At 44.1% G+C, this 17,329-nt stretch carries 13 protein-coding genes; 10 read left to right on the top strand and 3 right to left on the bottom strand.

Annotation, left to right across the window (positions count from 1 at the left end):
• Nucleotides 1-3: 3 nt before the first annotated feature.
• Nucleotides 4-1,800, bottom strand: coding sequence for a S8 family peptidase (locus EUBREC_RS10815; RefSeq protein WP_041254149.1), 1,797 nt, complete (start codon nt 1,798-1,800; stop codon nt 4-6).
• Between the two features lie 119 nt (nt 1,801-1,919).
• Between EUBREC_RS10815 and EUBREC_RS10810 the strand changes: the two genes are divergently transcribed.
• The 6 genes from EUBREC_RS10810 (at nt 1,920) to EUBREC_RS10785 (ending at nt 10,329) form a co-directional block, all read left to right on the top strand.
• Nucleotides 1,920-3,269 (top strand): efflux RND transporter periplasmic adaptor subunit, encoded by a 1,350-nt coding sequence (locus tag EUBREC_RS10810; protein ID WP_012743219.1) that lies wholly within the window; start codon nt 1,920-1,922, stop codon nt 3,267-3,269.
• Complete coding sequence (locus EUBREC_RS10805) at nt 3,270-3,974, top strand: ABC transporter ATP-binding protein (protein ID WP_012743218.1); 705 nt, start codon at nt 3,270-3,272, stop codon at nt 3,972-3,974. It begins immediately after the preceding gene.
• Entirely contained in the window at nt 3,952-5,529 is a 1,578-nt protein-coding gene (locus EUBREC_RS10800) for a biotin/lipoyl-binding protein (RefSeq protein ID WP_012743217.1), read from the top strand. Before EUBREC_RS10805 ends, EUBREC_RS10800 begins: the two co-directional genes overlap by 23 nt.
• 20 nt (nt 5,530-5,549) lie before the next feature.
• Nucleotides 5,550-6,809 carry an ABC transporter permease gene (locus EUBREC_RS10795; RefSeq protein WP_012743216.1) on the top strand — a complete coding sequence of 420 codons (1,260 nt, stop codon included), beginning with the start codon at nt 5,550-5,552 and terminating at the stop codon, nt 6,807-6,809.
• 240 nt (nt 6,810-7,049) lie between these two features.
• Complete coding sequence (locus EUBREC_RS10790) at nt 7,050-8,507, top strand: 4Fe-4S dicluster domain-containing protein (RefSeq protein ID WP_012743215.1); 1,458 nt, start codon at nt 7,050-7,052, stop codon at nt 8,505-8,507.
• A 352-nt stretch (nt 8,508-8,859) separates the two neighbouring features.
• Nucleotides 8,860-10,329, top strand: a complete 1,470-nt coding sequence (locus tag EUBREC_RS10785) for a polysaccharide deacetylase family protein (RefSeq protein WP_041254147.1) — start codon at nt 8,860-8,862, stop codon at nt 10,327-10,329.
• Between the two features lie 171 nt (nt 10,330-10,500).
• Here EUBREC_RS10785 and EUBREC_RS10780 read toward each other — a convergent pair whose 3' ends face one another.
• A complete protein-coding gene (locus tag EUBREC_RS10780; protein WP_012743213.1) occupies nt 10,501-10,704 on the bottom strand; it encodes a cold-shock protein in 204 nt (67 codons plus the stop codon).
• Between the two features lie 85 nt (nt 10,705-10,789).
• Nucleotides 10,790-11,293, bottom strand: a complete 504-nt coding sequence (locus EUBREC_RS10775) for a DUF5721 family protein (protein WP_012743212.1) — start codon at nt 11,291-11,293, stop codon at nt 10,790-10,792.
• A gap of 191 nt (nt 11,294-11,484) precedes the next feature.
• On the opposite strand from EUBREC_RS10775, the gene EUBREC_RS10770 reads away from it, so the two are divergent.
• The 4 genes from EUBREC_RS10770 (at nt 11,485) to EUBREC_RS10755 (ending at nt 17,257) form a co-directional block, all read left to right on the top strand.
• The gene (locus EUBREC_RS10770) at nt 11,485-12,771 is read left to right on the top strand and encodes a M18 family aminopeptidase (protein WP_012743211.1); all 1,287 of its coding nucleotides are present in this window, start codon (nt 11,485-11,487) and stop codon (nt 12,769-12,771) included.
• 163 nt (nt 12,772-12,934) lie between these two features.
• Nucleotides 12,935-13,777, top strand: a complete 843-nt coding sequence (locus tag EUBREC_RS10765) for a DegV family protein (RefSeq protein WP_012743210.1) — start codon at nt 12,935-12,937, stop codon at nt 13,775-13,777.
• Nucleotides 13,778-13,822: 45 nt separating this feature from the next.
• The gene (locus EUBREC_RS10760; protein WP_012743209.1) at nt 13,823-15,097 is read left to right on the top strand and encodes a bifunctional folylpolyglutamate synthase/dihydrofolate synthase; all 1,275 of its coding nucleotides are present in this window, start codon (nt 13,823-13,825) and stop codon (nt 15,095-15,097) included.
• A 24-nt stretch (nt 15,098-15,121) separates the two neighbouring features.
• Nucleotides 15,122-17,257, top strand: a complete 2,136-nt coding sequence (locus EUBREC_RS10755) for a YhgE/Pip domain-containing protein (RefSeq protein ID WP_012743208.1) — start codon at nt 15,122-15,124, stop codon at nt 17,255-17,257.
• Nucleotides 17,258-17,329: the final 72 nt, after the last annotated feature.

Genomic DNA, 17,329 nt, shown 5'->3' with positions numbered 1-17,329 from the left:
CCACTAAGGAATACTATCCAGTAAGCACAATGTACCCCAGCCCGTAACAGGGTTGGGGTATTTTGTGTTTTTGGAGCTGTTTTCAGAGACAGCCCGTGAGGCAGCTGTAAATACATTTTCACCGGCACCTTTTATGAGAGAAGCTTTAAGCTTGTCGCCATACATATAGAGGTCATTTCCACGCACAATTCCCCATTCCATCAGAAGTGCAGCCGCACCGGTCACAAACGGTGCAGCCATAGATGTCCCTGTTTTTGAAGTGTAGCCTCCGGTGTTTGAGCATGAAATAATGTCTACACCGGGCGCAATGATATCAGGCTTTATACTGTCAAAGGCCCAGGTATAGCCTCGGCCGGAAAAGGCGGCTGTGCGGTTTGTTCGGCTGTCATAGGCTCCGACAGATATGACATTTTGAGCGGTTGAGGGGATGGTCAGGGTGATATCAGGCGATGCATGGATAAATGAGGTCTGTGCATTGCGCAGAGCACCTGACGGCAGCCATATATCCCATGAGCCGTCCTTTACAGATATAGGTTCAAGTGATATTTTCCAGATGCCGGGTGAGATGTATTCCGATCCCATGAGTTCAATGAATATTTCCTGAAAAGGAGAGTAGGGAGAGGGACCGCCGCCTGTTATATATATGTCTGTCCCATCGAGATTGTATCTGTATGTAAAGCCCTTTGCCTGATTGGTAATTGTATCGGGAATCTCAAGCATATCATTATTTGGTGCACTAATGCGCAGCTGTATCTCATCCCAGTATTTTTTCCATAAATCAATGGAAAGAGACGGCTCAGGATAGCCTATCGCAAGCTCTGCATCGGCAGGATACGAGCTGCCGTTTGCATGACCAAAGCCGGCTCCATCGTTACCTGAGCCGACTGAGACAGCGCAGCGGTAGTTTCCTGCTATATAGTCCAGGTATGCTTCAAGCAGTGAGGTGCCGCTGTGCGAGCCGTTGCTTGTGCCAAAGCTTAGGTTTATGGCGATAGGCATGTTCATATCGATTGATTTTCTTATGCAAAAGTCTACTGCCAGCATAATCTGCGTGGTTGTGGGAAAGCTGGCACCGCCTGAGGTTTTGAGTTTTACGATTATAAGAGTGCTTTCATAAGCAACACCGCGGTATTTTGTGTTTTGTTCATTACCATTACCGTTTCCGGCAGCGATTCCTGCCACATGAGTGCCGTGCCCGGATATGTCGATGCTTGGGCAGATACGCTGCATTTCTAAGCTGTTTTCTGCATTTATGGCTTTGGTGATTGTATCGCGGTCATATAAGGTGCCGAAAGGGATGATATCACTGTGTGAGGAATCATCGGAAACAGTCTGGTCCCACAGATAGGCGATTCTGCTTTCACCATCCTGTATAAAAGCCGGATGGGCATAGTAAATTCCGGAGTCGATAATGCCTACGAGCACACCATTTCCGGTCAGATTATATGGATTGGTGTGTACGGGAGTGATGCATGAGGCCTGAGAGCCCTCGTACACATCGTAGTTAAACTGCTTTGGCTTTTCCATATATATGATTTCATCGCACAGGGCAACGGTATTTACAAGTGATTTCTCAATTACGAGCACCGCATAGTTTCCGAGCAGCTTTGTGATGAGTACAGAAGGATACTTTTCTTTTATTTTTTCTATGTCACCGACATATTTTACTATCACTTCCCAGCTATCACTCTCCGGCAGATAGCCGCTTGAAAGCCCTCCCTCTTTTCCAAGCTCATAAGGGGTGGACAACAGGGCGGCGGACAGCTGTGGAGAAATTTTCTCACTAAATGCTATTTCCATACTAACCTCCATTTTTTATTAGTAAAATATTAAAAAAATCTTAAAAGACAGATGCAATATATATTTGGTATGATTAATTCATAATCAATCAATTAATTATAAGAAACCGGGAGGTCGAAATGAGTAAAAAGAAAAAGATAATCATTTCAGTGATTGCAGTTGTGCTTATCATAGCAGTGATTGTGTCAGCTGTTGTCATTGCAATGACAAAGGGAAAGAATGCAGCAAAGGCATCGGGAGTCTATGCAAACAAGGTCGCTGATGTCATGTATCAGGCGGGAAGTACTGACAAGTACAGCGGTGTCGTGGAAGCAGCCGATACCATGGATATCAAGGCTGACAGTGAAAAAAAGGTAAAGGATATTCTTGTGTCAGAGGGGGATGAGGTACAGGTGGGTACACCTCTTTTTACCTATGATACAAAAGATCTTGCTGCGAAAAAGGAAAGCGCCACGCTTGAGCTTGAGAGCTTAAACAATACGCTTTCCGGCTATGATGCACAGATAGAGCAGCTCACCAAGGAAAAGAAGGAAGCGCCAAAGGATCAGCAGCTTGACTATACACTGCAGATTCAGCAGGCGCAGACACAGCAGAAGCAGACTCAGTACGATATTGCCACGAAGAAGGCAGAGATAGAAAAGTATGATGAGAGCATCAAAAATGCCACTGTAAACAGCACAATGATTGGTGTTGTAAAGAAAATCAATGAGAATCAGAGTGCAGACACAGCAGATACTGCATTTATGACAATCGTTGCCACCGGTGATTACAGGGTAAAGGGCACAATTGATGAGCAGAGCTTTTTAAACAGTGGACTCGCAGAGGGGCAGGCAGTTATAGTGCGCTCGAGAGTTGATGAGTCAAAGACATGGCAGGGTACCATCAGCAAGGTTGATACTGAGAATACTCAGACTGATAACAGCAATTCCGGCATGTATGATGATGGAAGCAGCGAGCAGAAGGCATCAAAGTACAACTTCTATGTGCAGCTTACAGGCACAGGCGACATGCTTTTAGGACAGCATGTATATGTGGAGCCGGATTTCGGACAGACGCAGGTAAAGGATGGTATTTGGATTGATGAGAGCTATGTCGTAAAGGATGGCGATGATGCATATGTATGGACACTTAATAAAAAGGATAAGCTTGAGAAGACAAAGGTTGAGCTTGGAGACTATGACGAGAATCTCATGATGTATGAAATCAAGTCAGGGCTTACAAAGGATGACTATATAGTATGGGCATCTGATGACCTTTATGAGGGTGAGCCGGCACAGACATGGGAAGAGTACGTTGAAAATGGCGGCGGTGAAGAGTCAGTCTATGACGATATGGGTACAGAAGCTCTTGATGACCAGATGCTTGAGGGCACTGAGGGCGGTCCTGTTGATGATGGCACAATGGACGATGGCACAATGGACGAAGGTGCTGCAGATGCCACCGGTTCAGGTGACGCGGAGGTACAGTAGATGATTCTAGAACTCCAGCATATTTATAAAAACTATGACCAGGATAAGCTCGTGGTGCCGGTTTTAAAGGATGTCTCACTCCAGATTGAGGAGGGAGAGTACGTGGCAATCATGGGGCCGTCGGGCTCCGGCAAGACCACTCTCATGAATATAGTGGGTTGTCTTGATCTGCCAACATCGGGCACATATATACTTGACGGCAGACCTGTCAGTGAGCTTAAGGAAAAGGAGCTTACGAGAGTCAGACGGGATACAATTGGATTTGTATTTCAGAATTTCCAGCTCATGCCGAGAGAGTGTGCCTTGGACAATGTATGCCTGCCACTCATATATGCCGGTGTGAGCAAAAAGGACAGAAGGCAGATGGGTATGGAGGCATTAGAGCGTGTAGGGCTTTCAGACAGGGCTGATTTCAGGCCAACACAGCTTTCAGGAGGACAGAAGCAGAGAGTGGCGATAGCGAGAGCTATGGTCAATCATCCAAAGCTTCTGCTGGCGGATGAGCCTACGGGAGCTTTGGATTCAAAGTCAGGCAAGCAGGTGCTTGAGCTCTTTGAGAGCCTTAATGAGTCCGGTGTGACGGTTGTCGTGATTACACATGACAGAAAGGTAGCTGAGCAGGCAAAGCGCATCGTACACATCATAGACGGCGAGATAACAGAGGAAGGACAGGAGGCAGGTAATGAAAAAGAAAAAGAGAATTAAGATCATTATAATAGCTGTCCTTGTAGTTGCAGTTGCAGCGGGAAGCATCACAGGAGTTGTTTATTACAGGAACTCCAAGGGGCTTGCTTCCGTCATGAGTGTTTCAATGATCAGCACGACAAACGACTACACATCCATGACCAGTGAGGGAATGGTGTGTGATGATGCATGTCAGACAATCAATTTAAAGGATGGACAGAAGGTGACAGAGGTTTATGTCACAAAGGATCAGCAGGTAAAGGCCGGAGATAAGCTCCTTGCATATGATGTGACGAGTCTTTCCCTCTCGGTTGAGATGAAGCAGCTTGAGATACAGAGTCTTGAGAACCAGCTTGCATCGGAAAAGCAGAAGCTTGACAAGCTAAAGAACACTAAACCGGTTGAAAAGCAGCCCGAGTCTCCTGTTACACCTGAGCCACAGCCTGATACACAGCCGGATGCCCCTGAGCAAAAGCCTGATGAAGAGCATGATGTGATATCTGATTTGTCAGAGGCCAAAGGAATCGGTACAGAGGACGATCCTTATGCATTTACATGCACAGAGGCTTCATATGTATCGGGAGAGCTTTTGAATACACTCGCTGATAAAAGCGCTGTAGCACGGTTTGTAATAGGAGATGCGAATGCACCTGATATGGAGCTTATCGTAAGAGGAGATAGGCTTGGCGGCTATGATGAAAGCGATGAGATAAAGCTTTTCCTTGCAGGCACAACTACAGCAGGAGATGCGTCTGATGATACAGCAGGAAGTGAGTCGTCAGATACCAAAACAGCCAGTGCCACAGAACAGACCGCACAGACAGAAGCTGATACCGCGGCAGAAGAAAAGACATACACTGCAGATGAGCTTAAGGATGCCATAAAGGAGCAGACCAGAAGTGTTGCCGATGTTGATTTACAAAAGAGAATTGCACAGGCCAATTTAAAGGAACTGCAGAGCGAGCTTGAGGATGGCGTGGTATATGCAAAGAAGGATGGAATTGTGACAACAGTCTGTGATCCTGCCAATCCACCGAAGGACGGTACACCTTTCCTGCAGCTTTCGGGAGCATCAGGACTGTATATCAGCGGAACAATCGGTGAGCTGGATCTGGATACGGTAAAAATAGGACAGAGCGTATCAGCAGTCAACTACATGACAGGTGATACCTATGAGGGCACAATATCCGAGATAAGCAATGTGCCGTCAGACAGCGTAAACTATTATGGAGACAGCAATCCAAACTCCTCATTCTATGAGTACACCGCGTACATTGAGAATCCGCAGAATCTCAAAAAGGGCGATTCACTTGAGTTGACCATAGATACATCATCGGAGGGCTCTGACAGCGGACTATATATCGACAAGTCATATGTCAGAACAGAGAACGGACAGTCATATATATACAAGGATGACAACGGAAAGCTCAAAAAACAGTCTGTCAAAACAGGCAAGTCGCTCTGGGGCTCATATGTGGAGATAAAGTCAGGTCTGACAAATGATGACTATATCGCATTCCCGTATGGAGTCAGGGAGGGCGAGAAAACCAAGGTGTCGGAAGATGGTATGTATTAGTTTAGCAGGGAGGATTAAAGATGCTTGAAAATATTAGATTGTCCTTTAGGGGAATCTGGTCACATAAGATGCGTTCGTTTCTGACCATGCTTGGAATCATCATCGGAATTGCAGCAATTATTGCGATTGTTTCCACAATTCAGGGCACAAACGAACAGATAGAAAAGAACCTCATAGGTTCGGGAAGTAATAACGTAAAGGTCACACTGCAGAAGGATGGCTATGATATGGATTTATCATATGAAACAGCGCCGGCGGGAGTGACTGAGGTATCGGCTGCCACACTTGACAGCATAAAGGAGCTCGACCATGTGAAAAATGCAGCTCTTTACCGTACAAGACAGGCTTCCAATGCAGTCTATTATCTGAACACGGCGCTTTCGGGCGGCAATATAACAGGTGTCGATGACGGATATTTCGATACTGCAAGCTATGTAGTCATGAAGGGCAGAGGCTTCTCAAAGAATGACTATGCAAATGCACGCAGGGTGGCTCTTATTGATGAGAGCGTGGAGAGCAGCCTGTTTTCAGGAGAGAGCGCACTCGGCAAGACAGTAGAGATACAGGGATATCCGTTTACAGTAGTCGGTGTAGTCACGGAAAAGGACAGCTATGACCTGGTAATAAACTCAATGGATGATTACTATATGTATGCCCATGATGACAGCCAGGGCAATGTATTTGTGCCAAGCGGAACATGGCCGGTTATATTTGGTTATGATGAGCCGCAGAACCTTTTGCTTAAGGCAGACAGCACGGATACCATGGCTACAGTGGGAAAGGCTGCTGAGGAGATACTTAACAGTAATTTAAATGTCACAGACGGCTCTGATGTGACCTACAAGGCACAGGATTTACAGGAGCAGGCAAAGCAAATACAGCAGCTCAGCCAGTCAACCAACATGATGCTCATCTGGATTGCCGGAATATCACTGCTAGTCGGTGGTATCGGTGTCATGAATATCATGCTTGTGTCAGTCACAGAGCGTACCTCGGAGATAGGACTTAAAAAAGCAATCGGAGCAGGAAAGGGAGCAATACTTGGACAGTTCCTCACAGAGGCAGTTGTTCTCACAAGTCTTGGAGGTTTGGTCGGAGTGCTGGTCGGAGTGATACTCTCTAAGGTCATCTCAATGCTAAACGGCACGCCGACAGCGATAAGTCCGGCAGCAGCTATACTTGCGGTGCTTTTTTCCATGGCAATCGGAATCATATTCGGTATGCTTCCTTCATACAAGGCAGCGAACCTGAACCCTATTGACGCACTGCGCCATGAGTAATTTTTATTAAAATTGCCGTTATTGTGAAAAAAATAACAATTCTTTGTATTTTGATGAATACAAGGGTAGAAAAAGTTTAAAAAATTTTGTAGAATGTTCCTAGTAGATAAATACTAGGAGCATTTTTTTAGAGGAATCAGGTCATGTGATATGGGAAGTGTCACATGGTATAATGATTCTTCTAAGTATATAATTAATTAGGTAACAAAATATACATTATTTTAAGGAAAAGGAGATAATATGTACGCTGACGAAAACGTAATCAAAATCAAACATGCAGTTTTGCTTGAGGTCGCAAAGGCTGCATTTGCAGGTAACCTCGATGAGATCAGAGATGACATCCCATTTACACTTATTCCGGGACCGACACCTCAGTTCCGTTGCTGTATCTACAAGGAGAGAGAGATCATCCGTCAACGTGTCAGACTAGCAGAGGGTAAAGCACCAAGCGCAAACGATGACGGCAATATCATCCAGGTAATCAGCTCAGCATGTGAGGATTGTCCGATTTCAAGCTACACAGTTACTGAGAACTGTCAGAACTGTCTTGGCAAGGCTTGTATCAATGCATGTAAGTTCGGAGCAATTGAGGCAGGACGTCTCCGCTCACATATCGACCCACAGAAGTGTAAGGAGTGTGGACGCTGTGCACAGGCATGTCCTTACAACGCTATCGCTCATTTAAAGAGACCATGTAAGTTCTCTTGCCCTGTAAATGCCATTACATACAATGAGTACGGCATTTCAGTGATTGATGAGAGCAAATGTATCAGATGTGGTAAGTGTATCCACAGCTGTCCATTCGGAGCTATCGGATCAAAGACATATATCGTAGATGTAATCGATGCAATCAAGTCAGAGAACAAGCATGTATACGCTATGGTTGCACCTGCAGCAGAGGGACAGTTTGGCGCAAATATCACTATGAACAGCTGGAAGAAAGCTATGCAGGCAGTTGGCTTCAACGGTTTTGTTGAGGTAGCACTCGGAGGAGATATGACAGCAGCATACGAGGCTGATGAGTGGCTTGAGGCATATGAGGCAGGAGAGAAGAAGGTTACATCATGCTGTCCTGGATTTGTAAATATGGTTAGAAAGCACTATCCTGAGCTTGCTGACAAGATTTCTACAACTGTTTCACCTATGTGTGCAGTTTCAAGAATGATCAAGGCAAAGGACCCTGATGCAGTTACAGTATTCATCGGACCATGTGTTGCCAAGAAGTCAGAGGTACATGATCAGAAGATAGAGGGCAATGCAGACTATGTACTTACCTTCAGCGAGATTCGTGCTATTATGAAGGCAAAGGGTGTACAGCTTGAGGCTGATGATACCTCATACCAGGAGGGCTCAGTATACGGTAAGCGTTTCGCAAACTCAGGCGGAGTTACAGCAGCCGTAATCGAGAGCATGAAGGAAAAAGGCGAGGATGTTGATTGCAAGGTTTGCAAGGCAAACGGAGCAGCAGAGTGTAAGAAGGCACTTCTCCTCATGAAGGCAGGCAAGCTTCCTGAGAACTTCATCGAGGGAATGGCATGTGAGGGCGGCTGCGTAGGCGGACCAAGCTCATACAATGACATGGTATCTACCAAGAAGTTCCGTGATGATCTCTTAAGCAGAGCAGATGACAGAAAGATTCGTGACAACATCGCCAACTACCATATGGAGACATTTGAGATGCACCGCAAGGAGCAGTAATAAAATAATTGTTACAGCATAAGCTTTTTAAATCCCCCGGCTTGTTCGGGGGATTTTTGTGATTGTGAATATCTACAAAAAGATATGTGGTTAGTCATATTGAGAACTGAATAGTAACAAAGATATTAAATAAATTAATTACTTATTAAGACTGCACCGGAGGTATTCATGATAAAGAAACAATTGTAACATAACTGAAATATATGAAGCCAACATTAAGAAATTCTCAAGGAATTTGCAGTAGCAAAAAAGATTGTTTAACGCTATAATAGATATTGCTTGAAATAATATTATCAGGTTTGAGTAATAATATAGAGAGAATAATTATAAAATGCTAAAGAGGATTGGAAAAATGGACAAAAATAAAAAGATGATTATCGGCATACTTACGGCTGCAATAGTTCTGGTGGTGGCGTTTATAGTATATATCACATGCTTTGACTCACACATTGAGTTCAGCAGCAAGTTCAAAAACGGTATTACTGTTGAGTATGGCAAAAAGTTTGAGGCACCAAAAATCAAGGCGTATGTCAGAGGCAGGCTTATAAATCGGAAGGGAAAAGAGATAAAATGTACTATAGACAGTAATGTCGATGCGACAAAGACAGGTTCATACGAGATAAAGGTAACTGCTCAATACGGTAAAAAAACTGCGACACAGACAATCAAGGTTGAAGTGAGGGATAAGAAGGCTCCGGAGATTACATTAAATGGCGATGCAGAGATGACTGTAGAGGCAGGAAGCGAGTTCAGTGACCCGGGATATACGGCAACAGACAACTATGATGGGGATCTGACAGACAAGGTATCTGTTACAGGAGCTGTCGATACTTCAAAGCCGGGAGACTATGAGATAAAGTACAGTGTCGCTGACTCGTCAAAGAATGAGAGCGAGGTCAAAAGGACTGTGCATGTCACAGATACCACTGCACCGCAGATAAAGCTTTCGGGTGATGATTTTATGTCAGTTAAAAAGGGTGATAAGTACAGTGATCCGGGATACACGGCAACAGACAATTGTGACGGAGACATCACAGACAGTGTCAAGGTATCAGGAGATAAGGTAGATAAGGATAAGGCGGGAAAGTATACTGTGACCTATGAGGTCTCAGATTCATCAGGAAATAAGGCTACTGCTACAAGAGTGGTCAGTGTGTATGATCCGGCTGCCACGGCAGACACGGTAAATCCGGGCAACAAGATTATTTATCTTACCTTTGACGATGGTCCCGGAAAGTATACACAGGGGCTATTAGATGTGCTTGATAAATACAATGTAAAGGCCACCTTCTTTGTTACAAATACACATCCTGACTATCAGAACATGATAGCAGAGGAGGCAAAGAGAGGACATACAGTGGCTATCCACTCTGCCAGCCACAAATACAACCAGATATATACAAGTGAGCAGGCATTTTTTGATGACCTTGAGCAGATGAACAGTATCATAAAGGCACAGACGGGAAATGATGCGTCAATCATCAGATTCCCGGGTGGCTCATCAAATACTGTGAGCAAGGATTACTGTCCGGGTATTATGACACAGCTCGTAAATGATGTAACAGCAAGAGGACTTTTATATTGTGACTGGAATGTATCGAGCGGAGATGCAAACCCCAAGCCAATCAGCACGGAACAGGTGGTACAGAATGTCATCTCCGGTGTGCAGAGCCATAATGTATCAGTTGTATTGCAGCATGACATAAAGGAATTCAGTGTCAATGCGGTCGAGCAGATCATCCAGTGGGGACAGGCGAACGGTTACACGTTTTTACCACTCACCACAAGCTCACCGATGTCTCATCATCGTGTAAACAACTAAAATCATTCAAATAAAAAAGCACAAAAAAGAAGAGTTCGAAATGAACTCTTCTTTTTTTAATCATGATTCTTATATCTTATTCCCCAATTAACATTTTTGTAACTATAATTTTACCTAAATATATAATAAAGAAAAAGGTACATAGAAACTAGATTGCCTGAGGGGTCAAAATTATTTAACTACCTCAACGTTAACTGCCTGTGGACCTTTAGCGCCATCAGTGATATCGAACTCTACTGCTGCACCTTCCTCGAGAGTTTTGAAGCCCTCCATGTTAAGTCCTGAGAAATGTACGAATACATCCTTTCCGTCCTCGGCTGTGATGAATCCGTAACCTTTTTGGTTATTGAACCATTTTACTGTACCTTTGCTCATCGAAAGTACCTCCAAATAATAATAATGCTGCTTACGCAACTAACGTTAGAATAGCATAACAGGTTTAAGATGTAAAGCAATAAAGTCAAAGTTCTTTAAAGTTTATGTCATTATTTGCTAAAAATTTCATTACAAGCTTATCCCATTCACTGTCTAAGGTCTTATCCGCTGAAAAAATATTGTAGGATATTCCGGTTGTCAGAGTCAGAAGCTGGCTCTGATACCTGATATTTATGAAAAAACCACTGATATCGGACACGGTGAAAGCAGAGTGCAGACTGCTTAGGGTGTGCTCCATGTTTTCGGGTGAAAGCAGAAAGACAAACTTGAATGACGATGGAGTCTGTCTGCCCTTTATCAGGTCAAAGCAGTTTGTGCGAAGCATCCTAAAGGGAAGTATGCTATAGCCAGCTATACAATTTTCCTCAAGCTCTGTGGAGCTGTAAAAGCCCTTTTGCAGGTGACCATCTATGACATATGAGGCTGCCTTTGTGATGACGGCCTCCTGGAGCAGGAAGTTGTCAAAGATTTCCGTGCGAAGCAGCTTGTTCATAAAGTCCTTTGTGTCTGTCAGTTCAATTGATATCATAATTTCTCCTCATTTCCCACATTGTATGTGACAGCGAATGATTGTTCTCAATGGTTTTGAATAGTTATCGATTATTATATCATACATCAGATTTGCGGATTATGCCATAAAAATAAAGCCTGTTCAACTGGAATAATTGTAAAGTCCGTGGTAGAATAAATGCGTTATGCAATGAAAACAGGAGGCAATCCATGAAACAGGAAAAATTATTTGATTTACTAAAAGCGGCTGTTTCACCATGCGAGTGTGTGAAGGCTGCAAAGCAGGAGCTTTTGGAAAACGGATTTGAGGAGATAGATTATACAGGCGACTGGAAGCTTGTGCGCGGTGGCAGGTATGTCTTAAATCACCATGATACGACCATGTTTGCGTTTACTGTAGGAAGCGGCTACAACAAAAAGGATATGGTGCGAATAGCGGCAGCTCACACAGACTATCCATATCTTCGCATAAAGCCAAATCCGGATTTTATGACAAACTCATATGCACAGGTTAATGTAGAGGTGTATGGAGGACCGATTTTAAACACATGGTTTGACAGACCTCTCGGAGTGGCAGGGCGCGTAGCTATAAAGAGTGAGGATGTGTTCAATCCGCGTATGGTGCTATATAGGTCCAAAAAGCCTGTCATGATTATTCCAAATCTTGCCATTCATATGAACAGGGATGTGAATAAGGGGGTCGGAATAAATAATCAGGTGGATCTGATGCCGGTGCTTGATTCAATAACTGAGGATGAAATGACCACGGATTATTTCCTTAGTTTTCTGGCTAGAGAGCTGTCTGTGGAAAAGAGCGATATCATAGACTTTGAGCTCAATACATTTTGTATGGAGGAGCCTTGCTTTGTCGGTGTGAATGACACCATGATTTCATCACCAAGAATCGACAACCAGTCATCCTGCAGGGCACTTCTTGATGCCATAGAGGATGGAAACAGGGCTGATGGAATAAACATCATAGCGCTTTTCGACCATGAGGAGATTGGAAGTAACAGTAAGCAGGGCGCGGCCTCTATAATGCTTCACGATATGCTCAGACGTATTTTAAGAAATATGGACCTTTCAGAAAATGAAATAGATGAGAGCATATATGATGCCATGCTTTTGTCTGTCGATGTGGCTCATGCGCTTCATCCTAATAAAAAGGAAAAGATGGATATCACAAATATGCCTGTCATGGGAAAAGGCTTTTGTATCAAGCAGGCGTGCTCGCAGTCGTATGCTACGGATGCGCAGGCTATTGCTATTCTATGTCAGCTGTGTGATGAAAAGGGCATACCTTACCAGCGTTTTGTGAACCGTTCGGACAGCCGTGGCGGCAGCACACTGGGCTCGATTGCAGGTACGCTTTTGCCGGTGAAGACTGTGGATATAGGTATACCTATTCTTGCAATGCACTCAGCCTGTGAGCTTATGGGAGTACGCGACATGAAAGCCTTAAGCGACTGTGTGACGGCCTTTTTCGGGTACCATTAAAGGGCAGATAGCCATTATGGGAAAATAAATACAGAAACCTCTTGCATAAGTTTAGTTTTAGTGTTAATATGACGTAGTAATGAAAACTACTTGTTGCGGAATAAAATAACTTTTAAAAAAGTAATTTAAACTTTTATTATCATATAGTGCAGGAGGAATAGATATGTATAAGATTATAATAGATAGCTGTGGTGAGCTCACAGACAGCCTTAAGAAGGATGGACATTTTTGCAATGTGGCACTCGAGCTTGATGTTGACGGATACAGAATCCGCGATGATGAGAGCTTTGACCAGCATGATTTCTTAAGAAGAGTAAAGGAGAGCGTAAAGGGGCCAAAGTCGTCATGCCCGTCTCCTGAGGAATATATGCAGGCCTTTGAGGGAGAGGCTGATCATGTATATGTTGTCACACTTTCGGGCAAGCTCAGCGGCTCATACAACAGCGCTGTTTTAGCGGTCAATCTGTACAACGAGGAGCATGAGGACTGTGGCAAGCAAATCTATGTATTCAATTCCCGCTCAGCATCTATCGGCGAGACACTAATCGGTATGAAGGTACAGGAGCTTGAAGAGAGTGGACTTTCGTTTGATGAGGTTGTAAAGCAGACAGAGGAGTATATTTCTTCCATGAATACCTTCTTTGTGCTTGAGACACTTGATACATTAAGAAAGGCAGGACGATTAAGCAACCTGAAGGCTTTTGTGGCCAGCACTTTAAATATAAAGCCTGTCATGGGCTCAACCGATGAGGGCTCAATCCAGCAGCTTGGCCAGGCCAGAGGCATGAAGAGGGCACTTGCCAAGATGGTAGAGGATGTTGTGGCTGCCACAAAGGACTGTGAGCACAGGATTCTTGCAATTTCGCACTGCAACTGCCCGGAGCGTGCACAGTATGTGAAGGCTTGCCTTGAGAAGCTTGCCAGATTTAAGAAGATTGTCATTGTGGATACTGCCGGCATCTCAAGCATGTATGCAAATGACGGAGGCATTATTATAGCAGTATAAGGATATGGTCTTTATTTTATCGGCCGGATATATTATAATGATGGCATGGGAAATTTAGATTACACACAGGTTTTAAACAAAATAGAAAACACACGCCGTTTCGGCAATGAGCCGGGAGTGGTGGTGACAGCACAGGTCATAAAGGTGCTGAGAGAAAAAGGAAAGCAAAAGCGCATAATACCGTATATCCATGTGGCAGGCACCAATGGAAAGGGCTCGGTGTGCGCTTTTTTTTCTAGTATATTAAAAAAAGAGCATATGAGGGTAGGCACGTTTGTATCACCGCATCTGGTGGATTTTGAGGAGCGCATCACGGTTGATGGGCGTATGATACCTAAGGAGGATGTCACACGGCTTGGAAACTATCTGCTTGATATAGATTTTGGCATAGGACTTACGATGTTTGACTACTGCCTTGCCATGGCTCTTTTGTACTTTGAGGAGCAGCAGTGCGATTATATGGTCATTGAGACAGGGCTCGGAGGCAGGCTTGACTCAACGAATGCAATCGGCACACCGCAATGTGCCGTTATTACAAAGATAGGCTATGACCATATGGCTATCCTTGGCAGTGATATAGCGGATATAGCGGCTGAGAAGGCCGGTATTATAAAGGAAAACGGCACAGTGGTGGTGGAACAGCAGGATAAACGTGCCATGCAGGTGATCGAGCAGGAAGCACAAAAAAAGCATGCACGGATAATCACTGTGGAGCAAAGCGATATAGCACGCTGCAGCGGCTACGCACTGAGGCTTTGTGGCACATTTCAGTGGGAGAATGCAGCAGCGGCAGAGCTTGCGGCGCGGTATGTGCTGGAAAAGTACTATGGCGGGCCGGAATACGAAATTCAATATGATAAGACAGGGCCAAAGAGCGAGAAAACAGACCTGAATGACAGGATAAAAAGCGCTCTTGAAGAGGCTGTGTGGCCGGGGCGCATGGAGATAGTATCAAAGAAGCCGTTTCTGCTAGTGGACGGAGCACACAACAGCAATGGAGTTGATGCGCTCAAGGAAAGCCTCATGCAGATGTATCCGGGGGAGAAATTTTGCTTTTTCATGGGGGTCATGGCTGATAAGGACTATGATGTCATGATACGTGAGATTTTGCCGCTTGCTGAGGAGTTTTATACAGTGACACCGGATTCAGACAGGGCACTGCAGGCATCGCACCTTGCAGATTTTATCAGAAAAGAGGGAGTTGAGGCAACAGAGCTTTCAGGAGTTGATGAGATAAGAAAGCACCTGAAAAGAGATACGAAAAATGTTGCATTTGGCTCATTGTATTTTATTGGGGAGCTTAAACAGCACCGGATATAAACACCGGATATAAGAGGATGATTCATGGCTGATATTTTAAGAATTTTTAAAAGAGATATGTGCGGCATATTCCGAAATGTGCTTGTACTCATTATAGTTATTGGACTTTGCGTGCTGCCGGCGCTGTATGCATGGTTTAATATCTATGCCAACTGGGACCCGTATGGCAACACCGGAAATATAGCAATTGCAGTAGTCAATCTGGACAAGGGCTGGACGAAGAATGACAGCGAAACTGTCAATATGGGCGATGGTGTGGTAGAGTCATTAAAGCAAAAGGATACTATAGGCTGGAAATTTGTTAAATCAGAGGAAAAGGCTGTTGAGGGTGTTAAGTCGGGCAGATATTATTCTGCACTTGTCATAGATGAGCAGTTTACCTACAGCATGTATCATGGTGTAGCTGACAATATTGAAAATCCAAGGATTACCTACTATCTCAACGACAAGAAAAATGCTGTTGCGACAAAGATAACGGACAGCGCAGCAAGTGCTGTTAAATCAAGTATTAATAAGCAGTTTATAAAGGTGCTTGCAGAGCAGGTATTTAAGGAGACCAACGTAATATCCGATGACATGAAGGAAAAGGATGCTGTGGGGCAGATGACCGGTAAGCTTGAAGCGGTATCAGAGAGTCTTGCGCAGTACGATGCCATGATAGATACGTTTATTGACGGAAATAAGGCGTTGTCACAGGTGTCTAAAGAAACGGGCGAAGCACTCAAAGATGGGCAGGATAAGCTTGCAAAGGGCACAGACAGGCTTGAAGAGAGTAAAAATGATCTGCAGTCCACCAGACAATCCTTCGACAGCTTTAGCGCAGATATCACGTCGGCATTAGCAAAGGTGAAGAGCTCGATTGATGATATATCAAAGCAGATTTCAGATGCAAATCTGTCGCAGGATGTAAATACTATTCAAAGTGATGTGCAAAATATTAAACAGTCAGCGGATGCTTTGAAAGGTAATATTGACACTCTTGAGGACAAAATCAACAAAATAAAGCCGGATATGGACGATACCCATGTCGGCACACTTATTTCCAATATAGAGCTTGTCAAGGAACAGACAAAGAGCATGATAGAAAGCACACAGTCTGTGGATTTATCGGGAAAAACACAGAATTCTGCAGAAACACTTAAGAGTGTAATGTCGGCTCTTTTATCGACCGCGTCAGCAGTGAATGATACATATACCTCACAGATAGTGCCACAGGTGGACGGCATGATAAGCAGTATGTCGTCTGTTCTTGATTCAATGCAGACCACACTTGGCAATCTAAGTCAGACATCAGGCTCCATGGCGCAGGTGTTTGACGGAGTGGACAGTACGCTTGATACACTTAATATGAGCATGACACAGCTTAAGGGAGTCATAGAATCAGCATCTGACAAGATAAATACGACACTCGACAAGCTTGAAGCAGCCTCTGAGGATGAAAAAGCTGATATCATAGTGAATCTGCTTTCGGGGAATCCTGAAAAGCTTGGCAGCTTCTTTTCAGAGCCGGTGCAGGTATCAGATAATTATATCTACGAGATAGCCAATTATGGCTCCGGAGTAGCACCTTTTTATACGACACTTGCCATATGGGTGGGCATGACTATACTTGTTTCGCTGGTAAAGGTTCACGCGGATGCCAAGGGGCTTGGGAAACTAAAGCCTTCACAGCTTTATTTTGGCAGATATCTGACATTCTTTTTACTGTCACAGGTACAGACTTTTATCATTGTGCTAGGTGATTTATACCTGCTTAAAATACAGTGTGTGCATCCGGTTTCATTTATTGTGACAGGCGCAGTGACAAGCCTTACATTTTCACTGCTCATATATTCTCTGACCATATCCTTTGGTGATATAGGAAAGGCACTGGCGGTGGTTGTCATGGTACTTCAGATTGCAGGAAGCGGCGGCACATATCCGATAGAGGCGCTGCCGTCATTTTTCAGGGCAGTGTATATTTTCTTCCCATTCCCATATGCGATAAATGCGATGAGGGAGTGTATAGGAGGTATGTACGAAAATACACTCGGCAAATGTTATATCACGCTTTTACTTTTTGGCGCAGCCTCTTTGGTGATAGGACTTGTGATACGAAAGCCGTTTATCAGACTCAATCATTTTATAGAGAAGCGTATGGAAGATACTGAGATGTTATAGTTAAATGTACAATTAATAACTTGATAATTGGCATATTAATATGGTACTTCTGATGTGCCGTAAGCTATAAAG

The sequence above is a fragment of the Agathobacter rectalis ATCC 33656 genome, assembly GCF_000020605.1.
Lineage (GTDB): Bacteria > Bacillota > Clostridia > Lachnospirales > Lachnospiraceae > Roseburia > Roseburia rectalis.
This window is presented reverse-complemented; position numbering and strand designations above follow the sequence as displayed.